11 protein-coding genes are annotated in these 24,657 nt (G+C 44.5%); all 11 read right to left on the bottom strand.

The genetic code is table 11. From position 1 onward, the window contains the following. Positions 1-76: 76 nt before the first annotated feature. The 11 genes from JWQ54_RS19895 to ppsA all read right to left on the bottom strand — a co-directional run bounded on the left by JWQ54_RS19895 (position 77) and on the right by ppsA (position 24,466). Positions 77-1,084 carry a hypothetical protein gene (locus tag JWQ54_RS19895; RefSeq protein ID WP_299588441.1) on the bottom strand — a complete coding sequence of 336 codons (1,008 nt, stop codon included), beginning with the start codon at positions 1,082-1,084 and terminating at the stop codon, positions 77-79. Between the two features lie 32 nt (positions 1,085-1,116). Continuing rightward, a complete protein-coding gene (locus JWQ54_RS19890; protein ID WP_299588439.1) occupies positions 1,117-6,081 on the bottom strand; it encodes a hypothetical protein in 4,965 nt (1,654 codons plus the stop codon). A gap of 54 nt (positions 6,082-6,135) precedes the next feature. Next, on the bottom strand, positions 6,136-12,474 hold the full coding sequence (locus tag JWQ54_RS19885; protein ID WP_299588436.1) for a hypothetical protein: 6,339 nt from the start codon (positions 12,472-12,474) through the stop codon (positions 6,136-6,138). A 6-nt stretch (positions 12,475-12,480) separates the two neighbouring features. After that, positions 12,481-13,839: a hypothetical protein gene (locus tag JWQ54_RS19880; protein ID WP_299588434.1), complete on the bottom strand. Its 1,359-nt coding sequence runs from the start codon at positions 13,837-13,839 to the stop codon at positions 12,481-12,483. After that, positions 13,833-16,898, bottom strand: a complete 3,066-nt coding sequence (locus JWQ54_RS19875; protein WP_299588433.1) for a hypothetical protein — start codon at positions 16,896-16,898, stop codon at positions 13,833-13,835. Before JWQ54_RS19875 ends, JWQ54_RS19880 begins: the two co-directional genes overlap by 7 nt. 178 nt (positions 16,899-17,076) lie before the next feature. Then, on the bottom strand, positions 17,077-18,402 hold the full coding sequence (locus JWQ54_RS19870) for a hypothetical protein (protein WP_299588430.1): 1,326 nt from the start codon (positions 18,400-18,402) through the stop codon (positions 17,077-17,079). Between the two features lie 57 nt (positions 18,403-18,459). Then, positions 18,460-19,476, bottom strand: coding sequence for a hypothetical protein (locus JWQ54_RS19865; RefSeq protein ID WP_299588428.1), 1,017 nt, complete (start codon positions 19,474-19,476; stop codon positions 18,460-18,462). Positions 19,477-20,082: 606 nt separating this feature from the next. After that, on the bottom strand, positions 20,083-20,475 hold the full coding sequence (locus JWQ54_RS19860) for a hemerythrin domain-containing protein (protein ID WP_299588426.1): 393 nt from the start codon (positions 20,473-20,475) through the stop codon (positions 20,083-20,085). Beyond that, positions 20,442-20,801, bottom strand: coding sequence for a hypothetical protein (locus JWQ54_RS19855; protein WP_299588424.1), 360 nt, complete (start codon positions 20,799-20,801; stop codon positions 20,442-20,444). The genes JWQ54_RS19860 and JWQ54_RS19855 overlap by 34 nt, the downstream gene beginning before the upstream one ends. 75 nt (positions 20,802-20,876) lie before the next feature. Beyond that, the gene (locus JWQ54_RS19850; protein WP_299588422.1) at positions 20,877-21,350 is read right to left on the bottom strand and encodes a VOC family protein; all 474 of its coding nucleotides are present in this window, start codon (positions 21,348-21,350) and stop codon (positions 20,877-20,879) included. A gap of 497 nt (positions 21,351-21,847) precedes the next feature. Beyond that, positions 21,848-24,466, bottom strand: coding sequence for a phosphoenolpyruvate synthase (gene ppsA / locus JWQ54_RS19845; RefSeq protein ID WP_299588421.1), 2,619 nt, complete (start codon positions 24,464-24,466; stop codon positions 21,848-21,850). Positions 24,467-24,657 lie beyond the last annotated feature (191 nt).

Raw genomic sequence — 24,657 nt, 5'->3', positions numbered from 1 at the left:
CTGAATAGTCCTGGCGCATTTTGCACTCGCATCCCGAAGCGGTTATAAATCGGGTCGCCGCTGTCTCTTTCCCACATTATGCTACTGCTATTTGCCTCCATTTAGATGTTTCTGTTTTCCACACGAAGCCCATGTCTAACCTGTTTGTTCCGTTGGTTGTTGTGCTTAATGCTATCCCTGCGCTCGGCTCAAACCAACTCCCTAAGGTGAATGGCACCGACGCGGAACATGTTATGCTAATGCGGAGCGTATCGCCATCCAACGGGGTCCCCGACATGATGAGCCCGGTTATTGCTGCAGTTTGCCCGGTTATATGAACAACGTTGTAATCGTCTGTATTTACGCCCGGCGTTGCTGAATTAGACGATAAGGTTAATACCCTGTTAATTCTTACGCCATCCACGTACTGTTTTGTTGCCAATGAACCCGGGGTAAAATTCACTTCATAATCACCGGCATTTTCTAAACCCTTAGTATTGATAGTATCGGTGATGGTCATCACTGCATCGGTAATCAATAGCGATTTTATGGCCCCGTAAACAGCCGATGCCATAAAAAGTTCAACATTATCTTGTTGCAGGTTTAATTGGCTTGCTCCTCCAATTACTTGTGTTTGCGCGTTGCCCGGGTCAACATTCACCAGGGCAGCACTGCCCGATATGTTCCCAACCCTGAAACGATAGGATGTGCCGGTATCAATATCAGTAGCAGCATTTAACGCTTCTCCTAATTCGATATACCTTAATGCTGTCGGTCCGCTTCCTGTTGTTATCTTTTTTAATCCATTATTGGGCTTAAGAAAATTATCCGTTATTGCGTTTTGTACAAAGTTGGTATTGGCTAACAGAATGCTATTATCCGTTGTGGATTGCGTTGGCGCAGTTGGGCTTCCTGTTAATGCCGGGCTATTCAGCGGTGCCAGCAAAGCTGCCGAATCTGCTATCTGCTGTTCCAAACTATCCCGTAAAAGTTTCACTAATGCACGCAGCTGCACACCCTGTGTTTTATTCAGGTTGGGATTATAGGGATCGTTCGCATTGATAATGCTGTCAATGTAAGCGTCTGTTATTGGTCCTGTTGGCATGGCTTCAATGATTAATTGTTTTTAATAAGATATCATACGGTTAATATATTGTCTGTCAAATTGAATAACCCCGACGCATTTTGTACGCGCACTTTAAACCGGTTGTAAATCCTGTTGCCGTCCCCATCAGTTGTAACGAACGCGGGAGGTGTAAAATGCACCACCTGGCCTGGTTGCGATGTGTGGTCAGTATGCAGCAATGTCCAGTTCCCTTTGGCATTTTGCTGGTACAGGTAATAAGTTCCTTTATTCACATTGGTTGTCCAGCTCAATGAATTGTCTGAACCGTTATAAGTAAGTTGGGGCGCCGCAGGGTTTACCGTATCGATAAGGTTGATGGTTAAAACTTCAGCCCCGATCGAAACCACTTCTTCAGGGAGGTTGAGTTCGTTGATGATCGCCCTGACGCTGGCCAGCCTGTAGTAAAGCGGCTGGCCAAAAGGGATATTTACAATGTCCGATAAAGTATCCGTCAGCACGTAGCCCATTTGATCAGGATCTGAAACTTCAACTTCAGCCGGCATCCCCATGGTTGCCAATGCACCGGTAAGCGTGATATCGGTAGTCCTGTAAAAACGCATTTTGGCGATGTTATCGTAGGGAGCCGTTGGCGATACCTGGAACACAATACTGATCGGGCTGGTAACGACTGCAGCCGAAGGAACTATCGAAAATGTTCTTACCACGGGCGGTTCGGGCGGTGTAGTATCTACTATGGTAACCGGCCCGGCAAACCCACTGAGGGGTCCGGGAACAAGCTGATTGGTGACTTCCGCAGCCGCGTAAAAATATAAGCTTCTCGAAGAGGCATTTAAAGTATAGTCAGTAAACCTGACATAGGAGGTATTCGGAACATCATTTTTTGTATACTGCCGGATCATGGGGAATGGGTCAAAGGCGGGATCGGAAGGATCCAGCAGTTTTCCGTTAGCATCCCTTATCACAGGCTGACTGTTCTCTGTCTGGAAACCTGTTTTTATAAATATAAAAATCGGTGTAGTAGCTGTCAGTGGTAAAATTGTTCCTTGTATCGCCAGGCTGTATTTCTGTGTTTTTTCATCCAGTGAATCGGGCGGGTCAGACGGCGGGAAATTATCCGGAACCGGGAAGCCATAAGAATTGGGTGTTGCATTAAACACCCTGAATGCCCCGGGATTCTCCGGATCAAATTCAAGGTTAACCAATTCCCAATAACGCCGGTTATAATTCGGATCATCCGTCAACCCAGCCAGGCTGGCCAGTATCTCACTAACCGTTGAAGGTATATACAACGCGTGCAACACATCTTCCTCTGATGTCCGGCAAAACTTAAATCCGAATGGGCTTCGTGCCGACTGGTCCGCTGTCGGGGGCACTGTAATATCAAAAGTAAGTGCGGCTTTACCGGTAGCGTTGGGCCTTACCACAAAAAAGGAGATAACCGGCGGTGCCAATTTCACTGGTTGCACAATCAAACGCGCCAGCAGGATAGCCGGTGAGGATACAGTGGAGGTAAAGCCACTGCCGCCGGGCCTGGTGTCTGCTGTTTGCAGGCCTATCATTGTCTTCAGGCTAATCTGGTTGCCGGCGGGCAAAATGTTTGAGCCGTTAAATGCATGGGGTGCCGGTTCAGCAAAAACATATGCCCGGTACCCCGGGTGAAAGTTTACCAGAATGCCGTCGCTCCCTGACGAGGAAACAGGTATCGGATCATCAAGGTAAGCCGGATCATAGATTATCAGCACCAGCGGGTCCGCCTGTACTATCCGTAATACTTCGAGCTGCTTTTTATCGCTGCCTGATACGGTATCAATCCTGCACCAGCCTTTATACCATTCCACGTGCGGAGTATGAAGGGTGCCGGGTGCATTATTGTCCGGGTGTAAAGAATCAAACGGGGTGTTGATCTGTGGATTTGGCGCCAATGATTGGGTGAAGGCCAACTGGTAATATCCGGCGAGGATGGCTGGCGGGCTATCGTTTGACAGCACCGGGGTAATAACAGCATCCCAAGACAGGCCGCCGATCCAGTTTTTAGTGTAATTTCCCCCGGAATCTGTGAAATCTTCAATAACTACCGCCTCCGGATCGGCAAAACTGTGCAGTGATATCTGTTCGGTAACGGGCTGCCAGTTGGCGGCGTTACTGAGGTTCTCGACCATAGAGAACTGGCTGCCGATCAGCGGGGATTGATAAGTCCGCACCAATCCGTAGCTTCCTTGTAGCTGCGCGTCCTCCTGTAAATTATTCTGAACAATCTTATTTACCGTAATAACCGGACCATCTGTGCCCGCCGTGATGCCTGTTACCACAAACTGCCCCTGCGGCGTGTTTAATAAACTATTATTGAACCGGAAAAATGCCGAAGTGTCAATCACGGGCGAAAGTACAGTCCCGTCAATCTGGGTGTAAGTACCGGTATATAATTGTAGCTGGCCATCCTGGCCCGGAACAGCGGCAATATTTTTGACCATCCCCTGTACCTCTATTGGCAGATCCGGGTCAAAAAATACATTTACGGTATTCGGCCTGATCGCCTTGGCGAGCGTAGCCGGAAGAATGTCGGGCAATGAACTGATGTCGACAATATCAAGCCAGTTAAATACTATCCTTGTGAAATTGATGTCCTGTCCCGGAAATGTGGTTGCCCTACCGGCGAGCCATTCCTGTTCCTGCGTGGTTGTGAACACCAGCGTGTCTTCATCCTGGATGTATTGTACAGCAACATCTGTAGGCGACAGCAGCCTGTTTTGCGGCGAAAATTCTGTATCATCCGTGGCTACCTCGACGCTGGGCGCAGAGGTTCTTGAAAACCAGTTTATCCCATAAATTGCATAATAGTGAACGCCGGGGTTCGTCTCCAGGTGGACGTAGAGACTAACCTCATTGTCGGGAACGGGAACGGTTTCCGGAACGCCTGTTACAGGAAAATCGGGGTCGTAGGCATAGTATAATGGTCCGGGCGCTAAGCTTTGAGTAATTTCAGGTTTCTGAAAATTAAGATCAGCCGCCGCCCGGTATCTGATGCCGTAACTAACTGGCCGGCTATTGATAAAAATATTGGTATTGTCGGACTGGGTCAGGTCGGCAAAAAAGTCATATCCGTCTATCTCATCGTTAAATAGCTGGCGCCCTATGTTAATTGCCCTGGTTTGTGCATATCGGGCATACCCGTGTACGTCAAAGGCGGTGGAAACCAGGTTGTCCAACACAGGCAAGCCATAGCTTACCGGCCGTATTTCAGGCTGTAGTGGTAGCCGGTCGTTGAATCTCGCTGTGGGCAATGTCATATATGACCGGGTAAGAGCGCCTGGGTTGTTAAGGGCCGCCCGGTTGGTATAGGACGCCCGGTAAATATAAAACTCATCTGGTGCTGTCGCGTCGATAAAGCCCAGTCCCAGCATTCGTGCTATATGGTAGTCTGTCGAGACCATGTTGAGCATGTCAACCAAACTGACCTGGAGCCCGGACGCTCCCGGGTCTGTGTTCGAATCCGGCAAAGTTATCATTGCGCGCGGGTCAGTTTCGCTGCGCGAGAAATAGTCGGTTACAACCGAAGAGATTGACGGGTCGTTCTCGTCGCCATTGCTCCACTTATCTTTATAGTTGGCCACATTTACCGTGGTACCGCCTTTGTACTGGTGCCACAGGTGATCAACCGGGTAATCAGGAGATTCCAGCCGTGTAAACACCTCGTCTGTTGTCAGCGAAAGAGCAAAGCCATTGCCAACCTCTGTCCAGTCTCCGGCATTTGTAACGGCCTGGAAGTCGTTATAGGTTTCGTAAGTAAAGCTCGTGAAATAGCAACCGGGCGACATCAGCACTTTTAGTGTCTGAATGTTCTCGGCCGTTATATTCACCTGTTTGGTGGCGCCGGTAGAAACTTTATCGCTCTTCCTGGCATAAACCTTTTCCGCTGCGGCATCATCCAGGTCGGGCGTGCATTGCGCCTCAATCTTGATGTACCCCCTTGGCGCCGCCAGATCATTGACAACCTCAAAGCTGGCAGCAAACAGCGTTTTGTTGGCCACCTCGATTTGTATAATTCCGGAATAAGCCTTTAAAAAGTTAAAATAATTGGTTACCGGATTTACACTAACAGCCAGTTGATCGTATATGGCGGCATCGGTAAAGGTTAACGTTAACTTGCTGCTAAGGGCTTTGCCATTAACTGATGTATTGATGAAGTAGGTCCAGCGTTTTAATGCATAATTTATCGATGGCCTAACGGCTGTGAAATCCAGTGTGCAAGGCGCCGGTTGAACATAGGGGGTCCGGTATAACCTTACATAATCATCTGGCTGGTTAAAAAGAGCCGGTGTTGCAATAGCATCGTCCGCACTTCCCTTCGGGAGATGGTTTAACCCCAGCTCACCCGAAAGGGCCCAGCGCAGGAGTATTCCCGGGGCGGCCCCGTCAGCTCCGGTAGACCCGGCCGCTTGCAGGTAAAGCTCTGGCGAGTTATTCGCATACAGTGTTCCGGAAGGAAGGCAGGGACTTAATCCTATGGTGATCAAATAGGCCTTAATGGTTTCAAATGCATCGATGACATCCACCAGCGCATTATCAAGGCCGGTGAGCTCATTAGGAGTTATTTGATCAATCTTCCGCTGCAATTCGTATAAAATATTCAGGATAGTCTGAAAAAAGGAACTAAAGCTGTTATTGGTGGTATCGAAATAGGCGAGCAGAAAGTCGTTTGTATACTCAAGGGCCGAGAAATCGCCAGCCACGTTAACATCACCGTCATTAAAATCGTAATCCGCAAAATCGATATAGTCAAAATCTCCGGAAGGAAAATTTGGGGGCAGCACGATGCCATCTATTCTCTGCAAAATAGTAATGGCACGGATATAGAGCTTCAGCAAAGTATTTTGCTCGAATACGCGGAGCATCTGCTGCACTTCCGGGTGGCCGGAAAATGCCCCGCTGTCGGATAATCCCTGGATTGCAAACAGGCATTTGGCCATGTCGCGATAGTCAGCGAACAACGCATTAAAATTTGTTTCCGGTGGCATTTTTGCTATTGTTATTTCATTTATAAATCAATTTTCCTTACGCTTCTTCGTCACTTATCCTGCTGTTATCTCAATTCCGTCACTCCTATAATCCTCGTAAACCGTATCGTAGTCGGTGCCGTTGTATATTTTGTAGCGAAAATAAACTTGCAGGCTTCCTGTGCTTAGTTGCATCTGAGCATTAGTAATCAATACGGCTGATGTATCCCCCGAATAAATATTGATAAGCTGGTCAGGGGTAATAACGGTGCTGTCGGGCAGTGTTATAGTAGCCTGGATGGTATCCGCCAATTTGTCGGCCGGCATTTTAGGATCGTTAAATGGTTCCGGGTTCCTGATGATAATTCCGAGTATGGTAACACTTCCGCTTTCAGGGTCGGTGTTGATAACAGGGTTAATAATGGTATTTGCAGATGGCTCAAACGCCTTTATTTTCAAGCCGCCATAAATAATCCTGTCGAACTGAACAGCATATTGCGCAATTAAAGGGGAATCACCATCCGGGTTGCTGTTCAACAGCGGGGTTAAATCCTGGCTGATCTGATCGGCCGTAAAGGCTACATTGATCGGATACAGTGCATATTTTTCAGCCCCTGGCGTGGCGTCAAGAATAAAGCTGGCCGCCTGTTCCTGGAAGGTGGCGAAGATTGACGACAGGAAGGTGTATTTATGCACCTCTGCGGTCTGCTCATCCTGCCCCGCCGGTTGGTACACCGCATTAAAAATAGCGGTATATAATTTCCCCGGGGAAAGGTCAGGAAACTGCCAGGCCCCCTTTTTGATGTTCCGGGTGAGGAGTAGCTGGTGTTCATTGCAGCCATACTCGGTTGCCGCCTGCATCAGGTACAGTAATTGCTGATCCTGCGGCAGGGTAGTATAATTTGTATCGTCTATCGTTTCACTGGTTGTGCTCCATACCAGCTCGGGCGTTATCGCGTTTTCAAAAGGATCGAGCAGGGTTACCTGCAGGCTGCTTTGAACGGCAGATAGCCCCTGGTAGCTGTCCCAATTGGAGTACATCGCGTTGATGTAAGGCAGGGTAAAGAACAGGCTGATTTGCGGACTATGATACAGCACCGGCTTGCTTAAATTATATCTGCCCTGCGCATCGGGAAAAGAGCGGTCAAAGTCAATATAACCGCGTAGGTTGGCCACCTTAAATTCGTCGGCGCGGTCCTGCTGCAAAAGATTTTGATAAATCGCACTTTGCTGCTGGAAAAGCCCGATCGGTCCGGCTGTGCGAAACCCGAATATTTGTGTGTAATTGATGGCACTGCCCTGGTTACTATTAACGGTGTCGGTGGTAGATATAGTAATGGCAAAAGTGGTATCCGGCCTCCAAACCGGTTGGATGGTTTTGTTCAGGTTATTACCTAATATCTCCACTTCATTTTCGACACCCTGCGCGGTAATATTATTATCCTCCTGGCTGGCTTGCAGCGCTTCCGTCAGATAATCGATCTCGATGATCTGGGTGGCCTTCGGCTGTAAATCAGGCGGGGCCAGCTCGGCCGGGATCGCCGCGCTGGCGATCAGCAGCCGGTCGACATAAATTTCCACGACGCCCGCAGTGCGGTCAACCGAAACCAATATATGTTTGTATTGGCTGGCAAGCAGTTTGGAGCTGGTGAAGTCTAAGGTATAAAGGGCTGATGCTTTTATCCCTGAAACCTGGAGCCCATCGTAACAGGTGAACCAGATATCAAAAGTGGGAACAGTAGCCGGGTCGGTATAGCTTTGTGACAGGTCACCTGGTGTTTGCTGGTAAAAGTGCAGGGCGTAACCTTTCCGGAAACCGGTAACCGGATCGGTATTAACTTTTGACAACAGGGTGCTGATACCCGGCTGGTATGGATTAAATATAGCCGTCACTTCAAATGCAAAGCTGCCGCTTTCCACCTTTAGCACGGAGTTGAAGGGCGTCACCAGACCATCGGTATTTGACGTGTATGAATAAATATTTTGCAGCGAAAGCGGCTGGCTGCCATTTCGCTGATAATACCCCGGAACCGGATCGGGGCTGCCACTGATAATAGCATTGGAAGTCCCGGCAGAATCCAGGTTAGAATTCAGGTGCCATTGGCCCACTATGCCATCGATATCACTGTATTGCTTTTGCAAAACTTCTTCCTGCGAGAAACTTTTGTTGAACAGTGACACATACATCAGTGTTTTCCCGGCGTCATATTCATGGTGGAACTGTGGTGTAGTTACCGGTAAAAACTGGTCGGGTAATTGGCAATAGCCGCCCATCACCAGGTTCCCGTTAAAATCGAGCGGCTGCCCGGTAGTAAATTCAATCTGCACCTTTTTTACGGGCTGGTTAATATTGTCGTAGCTGATAATTATTTCTTCCTGCGAGGGCGAAACCAGCATCGGCGTAAGCTTAACATCCACCGAAATGGTTCGGCCAAAAAGGTCGCCCAGGAATTCATGGATAGCAGCTATCGGGTGAACAGCGAGGCTGTTTTTATTGGCGCCCAAATGAATTTTGAACATAGTGACAGCTTCCGGAAATTCGATCAGGAGTTTGCCGTTGAAAGTTGATATGGAAAGACCCTTGGAACCCGGACCATCTGTTACACTGCCCGCCAGGCCGTTAAACCCAAACGATACCCCGCCGACCATCACCATATCACCCTCGTCATAGTTGGTGCCCGACGCTTCGGAAAGCCAGGTTACAAAAGCCCATTTGGTCACTGCGTCGAAGCAAAAAATATCTCTTCGTTTAAAATTAAGCGCGTCAAGATTGGTGGTATTGCTATCGCTCTTGTTAGTAAAGGCAAACATCGTTTGCGATAGCAGCCGTATCTTGTTGTAGGTGTTCGGCTTCGTAAATTGCCAGTATCCCGGGGGCAGCTTGTCAAGTTCAGTAAAGTTATCGCCTGTGTTGTTGTTTACGATAGCGGTAACTGCTTCGTAAACATGGTAGGGAACCCACGAACCTGAACCGGCATTCCATGCGTGAATGTCGAGCTCCGTGATCGAATAGCTGTGCTTCACCGGATTGCTGATGCCTTTTACCGGCGGCAGCATCTCTGTGTTGCCCATTGGCAGCTGGCTGCCCGAACCGCCCAGGAACACCTGGCCCGGCGCAACCGGTTTCAACAGCTCAATATCGATATAACTGTCGAGCGGAACGGTCACCTGCATCACTGCAGTAGCGTTCGTAAAGTCGTATTTCCACAAAGATGAGTTGGGCGCAGGGATGGTGTAGCTGCCCTGGTATTTAGTGGTTACATAGTTAATAGGGAAGGTTTCGCCCGACATGATGTTGAGGGCGGTTGCCGGAAAATACCCTGCAGTTGCATCCGGCTCATCCAAAACAGCTATGGGGGCCAAAAGCGGGCTGTTATCACTGCTGATGGTCCAGCTTACGCTAAGCGTGAAATGGATGTTTGGCAGCGGCCATGGCGTATGGATCTTCACACTCAGGCTTCCTGTAATGTTGAAGGGGTGCGGCGCCTCAACCCCAAGGTAAATCTGTACTGCAAGGCCTATTTTAAACCAGAATATCTTCAGGCCTGCCTCACCGCCAAACTGGATAAAGCCGCCAATCTGTATCGGTTTAAAGCTGATCATGGCCCCCAAATCAAGGCTGGCGGCAAGTTTTACGCCAACCGGGCCAAACGACTTATCGAAATTAAACCCTGCCCCCGCCCCGGCTTTAAAGCCTTTGGCCGATATCATCACATAGGCATAGCCCTTAAACAGCGTGAGTATCTTTGCCTGTATCCGCAGGCTTTCGGGCTGGTCCTGGCCCAGGTTAAGGTACCAGCCCGATGCATTATTAAAGAAGAAAGCCATCGCCAGCGTTCCCTGTAACGTGAAAATTTTGCCATCGAGGGAGCCGCCGGACGGCAGGTGGTAATTTACACCCAGGTTGCCGGTAAACGACTTGCTGTCGATTGCAATCAGCGCGCTGAAAGGCGGGTCGGTTTTATCAAACAGCCCGATCCTGGTTCGCAGGACACCTGCCTGTCCCTGTAGCAGGAACACTTCCGGCAGGCCCAGCAGCAGGAAAAGCTTGCACGAAAAAGTAAAGCCCGCGTCGAATTCAGTAGCAATGGTTATACCGGCGCCTAATGACAGGCCGTCCCTGATGGCAAATTTATCAAGCTCTACCCCCTCCAGGCCATCCGGATGGTTCGGCGCCTTATAATAATCCCACCAGCTTGCATCGTCGGTGAGCCCCGCAGCCTTTTTTGAAGGCAGGTAGTGTTTCCCCAGCAAGCCCCGGAAGCCATAAATACCAAGGCCGGTAGGCCCCAGCGGTAGCGCCGTCGAAAATTCCAGGCCGATATCCACCACAAACGACGGTATAGCCGGATCGAGCCGCATGCCGGCGCTGCCGGATATGCCAAGCTTAGGAAGGCTCATCGCTACTGAACCAAAATATTCGGTTCCGGCTGTCGAATCCGACACATTCGGGTCCGGGGTACTCACGCTAAGGTGCCCTTTTAAAATAAACGTGGCATCTTCAGGCGAGGCATTACCCGGCTCGATGATATTGATGTCGATACCGTCGATGCGGATGAAGTTATCAAACGGCTTACCCGGGCCATCATCGGTTGTAAAATAATATTTTATCCCGTTGCCGGCAACAGATACCCCCGCGCTCCCTGTATTCAGCATACCGTCGAAACCGATGTAACGGTAGCGGCGTTCCACACCATTTAATGTTTTGCTATAACTACCAACCGAAAGATGCGATACTTCCATTTTTACGGGGCCTATCTTTATCGTGAAAGCTTTCGGCAACACCAGCCCGCCGCCGGCAAACTCAATGTCGCCATCGTCCCAGATCCGCAGTTTGGTGATGTTGATGCCTTTTGGTAACACTTCCCCTAATACCGGGATATTGGCAATAAAATCCAACGTTCCCGCAACCTCTATATAAAAGCCTTTGGGCTGTTGCTCGCCAAAAGTTAACGACCGGATGTTTAATGTAAAAACCCCCGGAAACGTGATCGGCGGAAAATTGGCCGACGGCAACGCCGTTATTGAAAAATCGCCGGCGTCCTTGATGTGTACCTGAATAGCAATTTTTGAAGGCTGGTTGTTGGTGGTGTATTTGTCAAGGGTGATGTGGCCGGTAATATTGCAGTCTGTAATTGTATTTTGAAGAAATGTTAACGAAAAGGCATCAAGTGCAACGGAGAAACTATTGAACTTGCGGTTGAGGATGCCATTATCTTCAAGGGTAATTTTTCCGGAAATGCCGCCAGTACCGATGAGCATATTGGTGGCGGTTATGGAAGCGCTGGGCTTGGCCGGATCCGGGTCCTGTACGCCGAATTTACCAAAGGAGATTGACGCGCTTTGGATGTACACACCGACAAAATCAACCGGGTAACCGGCTGCATCTGCTTCCAAAATGTTAGTCACACTACTTAAATCCAATTTGGCATTTGTGAAACTAATTATTATACCAGTATTTCCGATTTGAGAATATGTAGGCGTTAGTGTTAAAGAAACATCGGTATCAAAACCAAATCCTCCATTCGTGCTGAAAGTAAATGAACTTCGATCGAATAGAAGCGTGGTTATTGGAGGATTATCCGGATCGGTAATTGGTATTGGTTGAAAAGTTGTGTTGTCGACGGGAATTAACATCGAGCGCGGGATTTCCAAGCCAAATCCTACTGTCAGAGAGGCGGTTATAGTAGGCAATAGAGAAGCTTTTATCCGATCGACTATTGAACCATTAAGCCACTGATGTAAAAGTATATCAACCGCATCAAAAGTATTTACCCCGTCAGAGCCGTCTAAATAAAAGTTATATATTATTTCAAGTGTCCCAATGCTGTCAGCAATCAATTGTTCATTAGTCTCGATTATACCAATTAGCGTATCAACATCATCTTGCGACAATGAACTCGATGTATCTAAAGCAATTTCCGGTGATAAGCTATAAGTTGAGTTTATTCTACTAACACATCGCTGTATATCTGAGTATTCAAATTGCTGTATGGCCGTAAATAAGAGATCATCAATTTGAACGTTCAACAAGCTAAGGCCAAAATCCAAAATTTGTAAAGAACTCAATGAAAGGTTCTGTATATTGAGGCCTCGTAGATAAGATAGCAATGGAAATTTAACATCGATATTAATGTCAAACTCTGTGGTACCAGGCGGATTTTCATATTCCTGAGGATTCAGCACAAGGTATAATCCGGAGTCAAATAATTGACATTGTAACCTCTGAAAAACAATTATTCCAAGGTTGTAGCTATATGTATCCCCTCTGCTATTTACTGTGATCTGCTTCTTCTTGAGAAGAATAGCATCCAAAAGATCATGGTCTATGTCTTTTAGAAAAGATAATGAATCAGGCAAATCATCAAAATCAAATATTGAGGAAAGTGCAGGGAAATAATAGGTTGAGACCATAACTACTCAATTAATTTTTCTACCGTTTATATAATAGTCAGTTGGCGAAAACTTATATTTAAGCCCGAATATTTCAGAACTTGACAACCAATAACCTATTCCGGGGCTCATCAGTTGCCAGTTCCAGATACTTTGAAGATGTTCGAATTCTTGATTGTTCGTCCAAGATGGCTCATTAAATCGTCGAATAGGATTTTCGACGCTAAAAAAATGTAAACCTTGTTCACTGAAATTGTAGCGCCAATTTTGAGATTGGAGATCGGCAGACGTTTTGATATTGACCGGACAGTGGTTTGATATTCGATAGACTATTGACTTCGCCGCGTCATAGCATTCTTTGCAATATTCGGCTAAACCGTTTTCGTCTTGCAGATTTTTATTTTGAATTATCAATTGCTTTTTAGGCACTAATGTGTCGCCTTTATTGTATGAAGACTGATTCCACGGTCTTATTTCAATTGGTTTTGCTCTTTCCAAATTTGAGTCTTCTTCGTATTCTTGATTGAATTTAGAGAGGCCGAATGAGGAAAGTCGGCTAAACAACTGAGTGGTATCACCCGGAAATGTTGATTTAAAAATATAAGCTAATGTTTTGTCTCTTAAACTAGTTTGATTAGAATTACTGGGCGAGCTAAATTCACCAGTATCAAAATTGACCGACGAGATTAACCTATATTCCTTTAAATATTTGCTTTGCAAACCGGAGCTAATATTGCCTGAGGCTTTATAAATATTTATTAGGTAAACTCTTGTAAAATAAAGGCTATCAGTGCCGGGTAAGCTAAAGGCAAGTGGGAAATCATTATGATAGGCGGATTTTCTTTTTGCATTTTTTAACATAATTTCACCATTTCCATCAAGCGCTATGATTGATGCCAGTCTATCAGCCATGGCATTATGTTTCATATTCCAATTATTGATCAGAACTTTTAATTTAACTGTATATGCCCAACCATCATCAACTTCTTTTTTTGTGAATTCAACAAGGTCGGATTTTTTGCCAAAGAGGCGATAAGCATTATACTGGTTGTATCTGTCTTTTAATTCGTTTAAATTATCATATAAATTGATATGACCTGCTTTATTAAGGAAACTAAGCAGTGAAAAAAAGTGACAACTCCGATTATATTCGCTAAACTTCACGCCTTTTTTATTTTCGTATTCGAAAATTATCCGATAAACAGTGTCTTTTTTCCAAATAAAAAGGCTATTTAAGCTATCAAAGGAGCCAGTAGTTTTATTTTTTTCGGATAGAACAAATTGTTGTTGTTCTTTTTCATAGAAATAGTTTCGATTAGAAACCTGCCCATAGCACGCAAACAGTGCCTGCCAACAAAATAACAACATAGAGAGCTTATTTAACATATCGGTGTTGTTGGTGTCGTTACTGGTAGATAATATTCTTTATCATTAATGGCGGGATAAAAGGATGGTTGTTCTACAATTTGAGTGCCATTACTTTCTGCCGAAGAAATCAACTCATATAATTGAAATAATTGTTTAGACGAACTGTCGATGCCGGCTAATCTACGCCATTCGCGTGTACGTTCGATTCCCTGCCATGCAAGCGCGTCATATATTTTTTGAGATGTAATAACTTGGGGAACTTTGACGGTTGGGTCTGGTGCGAAAACGTCAGTAATCAGAACATTTAAATCAGATCTAACGATTTGGTTATTTTCTTCATATTGTTTACAAGCGCCGCTTATAGCTGGTCGGCCGTACAGTGACATATAATTGTGATCAGCCTGTCGCTCGTTAACATTATCGTGGGGAAGCGGCGGATTTGGCCCGTCATCGTTACCAAATGTGCAAAATAGATCACCAAAGGCTTTTCCATGCGGGTTTTTACTGGCCCGCAATCTTTGCGCCACGAGTTTGTCAATTTTTAGATTTACGAAATCTAAAGTCCCACCAACAAGTTGAACCGACTGATAAGCAATTGCCGCATGAATAAGTTCATGCATTACCGTATGTACTAAAGCTATCGTGGAACACACCACCAAAAATGTAGAGTCTAAGTAAATCGTTACACTAAAAGACCCTGTTATTGATCCATTAACAAGCCCCTTGACATCCGGCGATGTTAAACCCAAAGCCCCGGTAAGTGCTTTAACGCTGAATGTTAAAGAGTGGGCTTTAATAACGGGCTTTTTCGTAACAGCAGCTGCCGCTATGATTTTAAGATAATCTTTAAAAGCATCCAATTTTGTTATTTGATTAAATACGTCTTGCTTTACCGGGCCCAGATCAGTTAAAGCGGTTTGTAGTTCATCACTTATTACAACATCTATCGAAAGAAAAGAGTTTGTGTCATAAGTCGTAACATCACCTGGCTCTGCGTTCGCAGCTGCGGATGAGCAAAATAAATAGTCCACTGAATAAACATTTATATTGAGAGGGGATGAAAGCTGATTTATCACATTGCCAGAGCCTGTAATACCTCTCAAATTAACCTGTGATTGATTAAAATAAACCTGGTTGTTGTCTTGGGTATTTGTAATGTTCCCAAGCTGTACAAAAACCGGATAAAAAGCTTCATTTAAATTGTTTGAAGAAACACTTGAAACTATTTGCTGATACTCGGATGTTGTTAAAGATAATCCAAAAACGATAAATGCTTCTGCAACAGAGGTCTTCTTATCCAAAACTTGACTGTAGTTTAGGAAGGTAGCTGTAAAAGTATTCATCTCTATCTGATGCTTGCCAAGTATTACCTGTGATTTGTATCTACTCTGAATAAATTGAAAAATACTCGCAATACTTTTTTCACCGTCGGGAATATTGTTGGGTTCTATAAAGTTTCCTTTGTAGTTATTTACAGCCTTAAGCATAGCAAAAAGTGTAACCCGTGAATTTTCAAAGGCGATATATGATTCGAAAATTCCTGTTAATTTACGATGATCCACGATTTTGCCTATGTCCGCATTTCCATTTTGATTTACATCGAAACTATAAGTAAGATAATTGGTAACACCTGTTTTATAAATAATCAGTCCGTTCGCAGGAATAACCCCGGATAAAGGTAAATCTCTATATACAAATAAGTTGTCAAATGCAGAAATAGTGGGAAAGACAGCATTGCCCGCACCGGTTGCGTTATTGTCAACTTTTTTTAAATAGGATACGGATAAAAGAGTTGAAATCACATAGTAGTCTGTAATAGATTGGCCATCTGCGGGATAGCAATCTAACATTACATAACAGTCACCGCCAAAGAATACACTATCATTATTACTGGAAAACGTAACAGGAGTAGTCCCATTGTATTTCGTTGTGGAATCGAAAAAAGCCAATATATTATTTGAATTGATAATATTCTGTGCATTAGGAAAATACAACACCACCTCTTTCTCATAGGTTTCCTTGCTAAACCCAAATTGAAATTTAACAAATGAAGTCCCGCTGCCTATATGGGAAGAACTATTGAACAAACCCTTGGTCTGTATACTAAATATAGGCCATGTATTTACCGCGTAACTGGCGGATGGGGTTTTTGTTTGTGAATTAAAACCAAAGTTTAAAATATTATAACCGTATTGATCTTTATTATAAACAAACGAAATATAATTCTCATTTCTGATGTCAATGTATAGGATGCCATTATTTAAAAATTTCGGAAAAAGAACATCCTTAAAAAAGTTTGTTTTAATCGGTGAGTTTTGAGTTCCGGTGGAATCCATCACCTGAACGCTTCCAGTCACACTCGCGCCATAAAATGCACATGGGTCTAAATAGTTCACCACTTGTTCCCTAATAGACTTATTCGTATACGAATTGTCGAAATTGGGCGCGGTTATAACATGATCGAGCTTTCGAACTGATGCTAAGGTGTCATCAAGAAAGTAACCATCCATTACGATTTCAAGACCGCCCCCTGAAGCCGTGAAAGTGCCTATTGTATCGCCTGTTGCGACATTTGCTGCGGTCATATTCGGATTAACATTGAATAGTTGATCAATCCTGCCAGTATCTGGAAGCGTTTGTAAATTATAACCTAATATATCTGATGATGGATCGCCTGTTATAGGGGTAGATGTACTTGCAGTCGCCTTAATCAAATTAGCTTGTTGGGTCCAGATTTTTTGGGTCAAAGCGTTATTTGTGGCAGGCGCAATTGCGCTATTTACAATAATTGAAGACTTGAGTATACCCCGATAAATGATGTATTTTATTTCGAATCCAGAAAGGAATTGGATATTTTCTGGTTTTAAAATTAAATTCACCAGTGTTCCAGCATCGCCCCCAATTGGCTGGACTTTTACCTCACCATTTGTAATAGCATAAGCATTGGCAGAATTGGAAAATGAATGTAAGCTACAAACTCTATAATTAGTTTGCTCTTGACCAGCGATGGGCCCAAATTGTTGACCAGGCGCTTGAGCCTGTAGTAAATCTGGCTGTGTAAAAAAGTATAGAGGCATGACTTAAATCTTAATTGACGTTTTCAACATCCATTTTTAAATTATTTTTATGAGTGCTTTTAGATTTATTTTCTTCCCTTTATCTCAAAAATTGGTTAATTCAGAAGCTTCGCTCATATAATTTTACCATTGTTTTTTCTAAAAAACACCAGCTAGTTATCTGTCTTTTCCCTTCCCCTCAATTAATCACAATCACCGCCGTTGCCGTCGATCTGGTGTATTTTAATGTGCCTACCTTATAAGCGTTAGCCGGGGTAGACAAGCTGTTATGTATTTGCGTATTTGCATTTATTGTAACGGATGAAACCTGGGTGCCGCCGGTATTTACGAAATCGGTTCCGCTTTGGCTCATGGTGCCGCCTTTATAAGTAACCAGCTGAACGGTAAAATCACCCGTTGCGGGCTGGCCAAACCAAACGGCATACAAGCCCACTTCAACTACATCGGGCAACCCGCCATGGCCCGCTACAAATTGGTTTATCCCTATCAAAACATTCTCGTTCCCGGCAATTGTGGTGTTATCCGAGCCCCACCATAAATAGGCATCGGTTTGAGGCACTGTATTTGCGGGTACAGTAGCATTGGGCTGTCCGTATCCAACGTATATAAAGTCGTCCGTCGTCCCGTTATTTTCAAACCCTACCATAATATCGAGGTCTGTTCCGCCATGATCCCAGGCATACTTTACGGTCATAAAATCAAAATCGCTGTCAATTGGTATGCTTTTACGGGTGATATAGGATATGGTGGCACTGGCAACGTCATAAACAAGCTTAATGATCATGGTAAGGTCGGCCTCCGTATGGCTGCCGTCGGCACCTCCCACAAGATCGCTTGTGAAGCTTACGCTCGAGCCCAAATTATTCCCACTTACTGAAGGGATATAACTCCCTGCGCTCCCAATGAGTGTCATTTGCGAAGCAAAGGTTTTTAATATAAACGCGCCGAATACGGCGACCGGGGCGCTTGCCCTTCCATCAATATAAAATACAAAACTTGTTGATTGGGGATAATTAGTAAGCAGTTTGGCAATGTTAAATTCAAACCGCCAGTTTAACGTGGGTTGATCAATAAAATCAGATGCAAGAACCAAAGCATTAGCCGGTTCCGCGCCGGCAGGGATAATATTTACGCCGGCATAGGCCGCCACGTGACTATAGGCCACCTCTGCATTATCAATAAGCCCGATCACGTTCAGGGTGGCATTATTAAATAAATCAACTACCAATATGCCGGCGCCCTTGCAGGTTTCAAACCCAAGCTCCTGCGTACCCGACCAGGTGTTATTACTTAAAACCCTTACGCTTATTGTATGTGTACCGCAAGTTACCTGCTCGGCAAAGCTATCGTCCTCCGCTTCTATTATTAATATGCCGTCAAGGTACCATTCATATGCCTGCACCAGCGCCTGGTCGTCCGGGTTGGTAAACGTTAGCTGGAAACTGGCTGTATTGTCGCCAAAGACACGCCTGCCGCTGATGGTAAATGCTGGACTTTGAGGCATATTTATTTATAATTAGATAGTGTTGAACACTGTTTTTCCTTAAAATGATTTCTTTAATTAGCTTTCAGAAATGATGATGCCGTTCAGCACTGCCTTCACTGTGTCCGTCACACCATGAAATTGTATGAGCAGGTTCCCGCTACCGTCAGAGACTACCTGCGTAAAATCATATTCAAAAGCTCCCGGGTATGGTTCCATCGGATGGCTCGACTGGTTTGGTGAAGTTCCAACTACTATTATGGTGGTGCTGTTACTTTCGTCTGTTTCCGCTGTACACACTTTTACGGTATATTGATTACTTACCGTCAGCCCGCTAATTGTAAGGCTAAGCGTATCAGTGTGACCAGGCACGTACCATTGTGTAGCGAGGACGTCGTCAGGAAAATCAGCATTTCCGAAACTGCCTGAGATAGTAGCGGCATTAGCGCCATCAGTCCCGTCAGATGTCCGCACAATAGTCAGTCCCGAGACGCCGCCTGCGGCCGTATCAAGCGACATTGGGGTTGTGGAACTACCTAACAAGAAATTATTCCATCCTGAGATTGTGGTAGCCGATCCGTAGGTGAGGTTAATCTTGACATCTGGCGCAGGCGGCGGCACTTCAGTGTCTCCAAGATCGCCGCTTAACCACCATACATCCGTATCACGTTTTACCAGGCTGGCCCAGCTATATTGGGTACGTAAACTTACTTTTCCGCCGGCCGAGTGGATGGTTACGCCGGTATCGCCCCCGACAGTGGTTTGGCCGGAGCCTGATTGTGTGAGCAGTATCTGGGTCCCAACCGGAAAGGCTACGGCCGAATTGGCAGGTATAGTCACCATGTTTAAGGCCGACAAATTCATGTCTATAGCCTTATCGGTAAGCGCCAATGTGTAGTTGCCGCTCTTTACGTCATACATAACCAGCCCTCCGCCCCCGCCGCTTCCTGAGCCAAGGATGTCGACCATTTTTTGCATAATGGTCCCAAGGTCTGAAGCCGATATAGCCGGCGATACAGGCGTAATTAAATTTTCTGCCATCCAGGCAGCAAGCTGGTCTTTATTGGTCACCGAAGTTAAGCCGCTTAAATCCATGATTAAGGAATAGGTTTTATTGGTTAAATATTTTAGTTCAGGTTTATAGCCCCAAGGCGGAAAGCCTTATCAAAGTTCAGGTTCTCTTGTTAATTAAACATTTCCCAATGATTAATTTTCTCTCTTAAAAAACTATTTTATGAAAAAAAATTAACAGATACTCAAGCCCATGGCATACGCGGGATTGATTTTATCTTATTGTTAAAAAATTATTTGTCGATTTTCTCATATCTGTGACTTGTTTAGGACGTGAAGTAAAACTAAAACCTTTTTGTTTTATTTCAAATTAAAACAGGATTTTTTATTTTTTATTGTGAGAGATAAATAATTTATGCGATAGAAAAATCGTTAATTATTTCATTTGAATTTTCATTTTTTTTAATTTAGTTTTTTCAAACTAAATTAAAAAAAATCAAACTATTGGGCTACCTGATCGGTTGCCTTTGGATTTCTGAAAATTTCAAATTGTTGATAATTAGGCACATAGCACAATGGCTCGAGTCCCGTCCGGTCCGCGGAAAAGGTAAAGCCCTTGAAGAAATTTGAAAGCTTTTTTAGTTATAATTCTTCTAAACCGATCCTTAGAATGCAGCATTTTTCATCCGCTTAAATATTAGGGGTAAATAAATTCAGGTCGTAAATATTCATCGCCTTTTCAATACCGGCCACTTTGTCAACTGCCATATCAAAACCGTCCCCGCCAAATTGTTGTTTCTCTTTCTTCTCAAAGTCCTCACCAAGTGAATCATATTCATGCCTGGAAATGAGTTTGTGCAGGGCCGGGAAAAGGATCGTATCTTCCCTCGCTTCATGCGGGCTGTACATTCGTACAAAAGCCTGCATATCAAGTACCATTAACTTTTTTTCATCATCAGTCGGGTTAGGTTTTTGCGCATTGGCGATAATGCGCTGGGTGAGCAACCGCCCTTTTTGATGTTGCAGGCGCAGAACCTTGGTCAGGTCGGTCAATTGCCCCGCTTTTTCAAAGCGCGGGAACAAATGGTCTTCCCCAGTTTCTCATGGTATTCTTCTATAAACGTCTTGATAAGGTTAGCCGACTGGCCCACCAGTGCGAGGTTAAGGTCTTTTCCGGTCGTTAAACGGCTGGAAGCTTCATCATAGATTAATAATATCCGTTTGAGTATACCATGCTCCCGCATCAGATCTTCATTCGTCGTGACATCTTCGTCGCCGCCTTTTTCCGACCCGCAGGACGAGACAATGCCTGTAACGGCCAGCCCGGAAGCTACTAAAATCCCGGTTTTGGTTAAAAAATCCCGGCGGTTCCCCGCTTGTTTCTGCTGTTGGGTTTCGTTGCTTTTCATAGGATTAATTTTTTACGTCTGTTCAACGCTGTACTTTGACTGCGCGGCTGCTTTACCGGTACCTTATGCATCCCGTTAAGACTTGGGTTGAAACAACTCGATCAAATTGCCTGAAGGATCTTTTAACAGGATTTGCCGGCCGCCAATACCATTAACAAGATCATTTCGAAATTGTGCGCCCAAAGCTTTTAATTTATCAACCGTAGCAGTCAGGTCTTCCACCTGGATTTGAATCCGGTTCCATCCACCGGGAGCGGGTACTGTGCCGTCGGGCATAGTTTGACCCGCGCCTCCGGCGCCTGGTTTATTAAGCAGCAGGTGCAGGTTCCCGCGATAAATATCGGCAAAGCCGGGAGCTGGGTGCTGATTAACTTTGAAGTCTAATAGCCGGGTGTAAAACGATATGGCGGAATCTACATCATGGACGATGTAACGCACGGCGACTATATTTTGCTGTTGTTCTGAATTTTTATTTTCCATAGCGATGGGTTTGTTTTGGGCAATTGCTAAAGATGCCGCAAATAGTGTAACAATGAATATGATTTTCATGGGCGTTCAGTTTTTCATTACAAAACTAATACCATGAAAAAGCAATGCTGCAGTATATTTGAAAATGGTATTATATAGCCAGGGCTGATCCCTCTTGATTAATGCCCTTAACAGGTGTGCGGCTTTATCCGAAAGCATCAGAACGCTACCAAGTCCATTCCGGATATGTTACACCGCTATTCCAACTTATTCTTGTATCTCAATATCCATGAAACGATCGTTATAATCAAGAAAATGCCTGCCAACCTATACTTATCGGGCCCGTCTTTTGAAATAACTGGTGATCATGAGAGAAAGATTTAACAAATCGTAACAAATGCGTTGCCACCATTTTAATTAGTTGATTTTCAATTTATTAAGTCAAATAAAGCTATGCGAAGCCCTTCGTTTTTGGCACAAGAGATGTTCATGTGTGAACAACCTTTGACCCGTAAAGGAATTAATTAAACATAAAGATTATATAAGCATTAGTAATCCGTCTGGATTATCCCCGTGATTTATAGTATTTCTACACATCCGTCCGTTCCATTCACCCGGATTTTCTGTCCGTCTTTGATCAGCTTGGTAGCATGCTCCACCCCCACAACTGCCGGTAAGCCATATTCACGTGCGATAACTGCTCCATGGGTCATTAGTCCGCCAACTTCGGTTACCAGGCCTTTTATCGAAACAAACAAGGCTGTCCAACTGGGGTCAGTAAAGATGGTAACCAATATATCTCCATCTTCTATATCAGCATCTTCCATGTTTAAAATAACACGTGCCCGTCCTTCTATAACTCCGGAAGAAACTGCGATACCTGCAATAGCTTCGGCAGGGAGACCTTCCCGATTGTACTTACCGGCAATAATCTCACCATCAGATGTGATAACACGAGGGGGAGTTAATTTTTCATATAATTTGTACTCATCTTTTCGTTTGCTGATGATTTGGTTATCCAGTTTATTTGTGCGTACTACTTCGCGAAGTTCTTCAAAACTGAGGTAGTAGATCTCTTCTTTTTCATGAATAACATTGGCTTGTACGAGTTGTTCGGCTTCTTTCAGTAAAGCCTGCTTATAAACGAAGTAACGATTAATAAACCCGTATTTGGGATATTCACGATAACCGCTGAGATTCCGGATCAGGTCGATCATCCGTTTTGTTTCTTTGGCTTTTTGTTCACCATCCGGCAATTGCTTCAATCTATCCAGTAACTCTTGTTCTTTTTTCAAAGCTTCCTGTCGCCCCTGCTCAAATTTCCGGTTGCCTGCATCAGGCTCAAAGTTTTTGATGTTGCTGAGAATCACGGGGACAAGTGTTAATGGTTTCTCACTCCAGCGGGTTCTTGTAATATCGATCTCACCGGCACACCGCATTCCATATTTGTCGAGGTAAGCATAAATAGCGTCCTGAGTTTCCTTTCCACCTTCAAATTGAACAAGTTCACCCAAAAAGTTATCATTTTTTACGTGTTGCAAGTAATCGGTTACTTCCGGATAAGGGCGAATCACATCTGCGACATTCAACAGCGCCAGGCCCATTTCAGAAGTAATATTGTTAGGCACAGATTGAGAAAGAATGTCTGCAGCGTTTTTTTCACCTAACCATTCGTTCATTTTTTCATTGATCCAGAATGAAGCATTTATACCCGTCATAAGCACACCAAAACTTTGTGGGTCAAATGCGATCTTCTTTAATTGCTGCAGATCTTCCAGGATAAAATCAAACAGATCCAATCCCGATTTGGTTTGGATATTTTGCTTTAACTCCTCTATTGACGTTCGGCTTCGCTTGATCAAATCAGCAACGATTGTTGGATCGTATTCGTTTAGTGTTTGATAATTCGCAGGCGACACAGCTTTATTGCTTTCACCCGGGCCGGATTCTTTTTTATCATCCGGTAACGATTTAATAAAATCTTCCCGCTCTATGATGGTTGTAAGTGCGTCTTTTATGAGTGGATCGGATTTTCCCAGCGTGACATTTACTAAAGTTTCTCTGCCAGCAGGTGAAGCCAACATAGATGTAATATCAATAAATAATCTTCCACCAGCAGTATGCATGGGTGCCCGGGTCGTTAAAAGCCAAAAAGACAATCCCAATGGTTTCATGGGGTCGGTCATCATTTGTTGATGACCAACAGATACATAGACGTGATTTTCTTGATCATTCGCTTCAGGGATGGGGTATAAAGTAGTGATTGGACGACTCTGGACAATATAAAATGTATCATCAGCCAAACACCATTCGATATCTTGTGGGCAACTAAAAAAAGCTTCGATTTGCCTTCCGATGCGTGCCAGTTGTAAAATTTGTCGGTCAGTAAGTGTCTGAGTGTTTTGCTGCTCAGGAGCGATCTGCTGTGTTTCTGTTCCGCCTTCTTTTCGTCCATAGATAGCCAACTTTTTGGTTGCTATCCTCTTATCGATGATGTTCTCTTCCTGTACTTTATAACAATCGGCAGATACCAAGCCAGAGACCAGTGCTTCTCCAAGTCCGAAACTGGCATCGATTGACAGCCACTTTCTGTGTGAAGTAATCGGATCGGCGGTAAATAAAATCCCTGAAGCCTGTGGGAAAACCATCCTTTGAACGATAACAGCTAAAGAAATTTGGCGGTGGTCAAATCCGTTTTGCATTCGGTAAATTACAGCACGATCCGTAAACAGGGAAGCCCAGCATTTGCTAATATGCTGCAAGATAGCTCTTTTCCCGATGACATTTAAATAGGTATCTTGTTGACCTGCAAAAGAGGCATGTGGTAAATCTTCAGCAGTCGCACTAGAACGCACTGCATAAGCATGTTCATCGCCAAAATGGGAGAGATAGTGAGCAACTGCTTTCACAACCTCGGAAGGAATTTCTGCTTCCATGATGAGTTGTCGAATCTTCCTGCTGATTTCACCAATTTGATCTCGATCTTGTGCTTTTAGCAGTGTTAGTTGATCCAGCAGTGCTTGAAACGTTTTGTTTTTTTCGATGGCTTTTTGATATCCCACTGTTGTCACACAAAATCCTTCTGGTACTTGTATTCCTTCAAGTCTTGATAATTTCCCTAAATTTAATCCTTTTCCGCCGACGAGAAAAAGTTGTGTTTTGTCCATTTCCTGAAAACTGAGAACCAAAGAACTCATTCAGTATCTCTCCTTCAAAAAAATTTGACAGCCAGCTTTCTGCCGTGGTACATTTAGAATGTAAGATAGGATATCTATGATATTACACGAAGGCGCAGTCGTAATCCGATTATAGCGTCGTGTTTGTTTTTGTGCAAGGTAAAAGAACCTGGTAAAACTGTCCAGGTTCTTTCTTAATTTTCGCCACCATA

It is taken from the genome of Mucilaginibacter sp. (assembly GCF_028288225.1).
Lineage (GTDB): Bacteria > Bacteroidota > Bacteroidia > Sphingobacteriales > Sphingobacteriaceae > Mucilaginibacter.
Note: the sequence above shows the minus strand (reverse complement) of the source record. Positions and strands in the feature narration are given on the sequence as shown.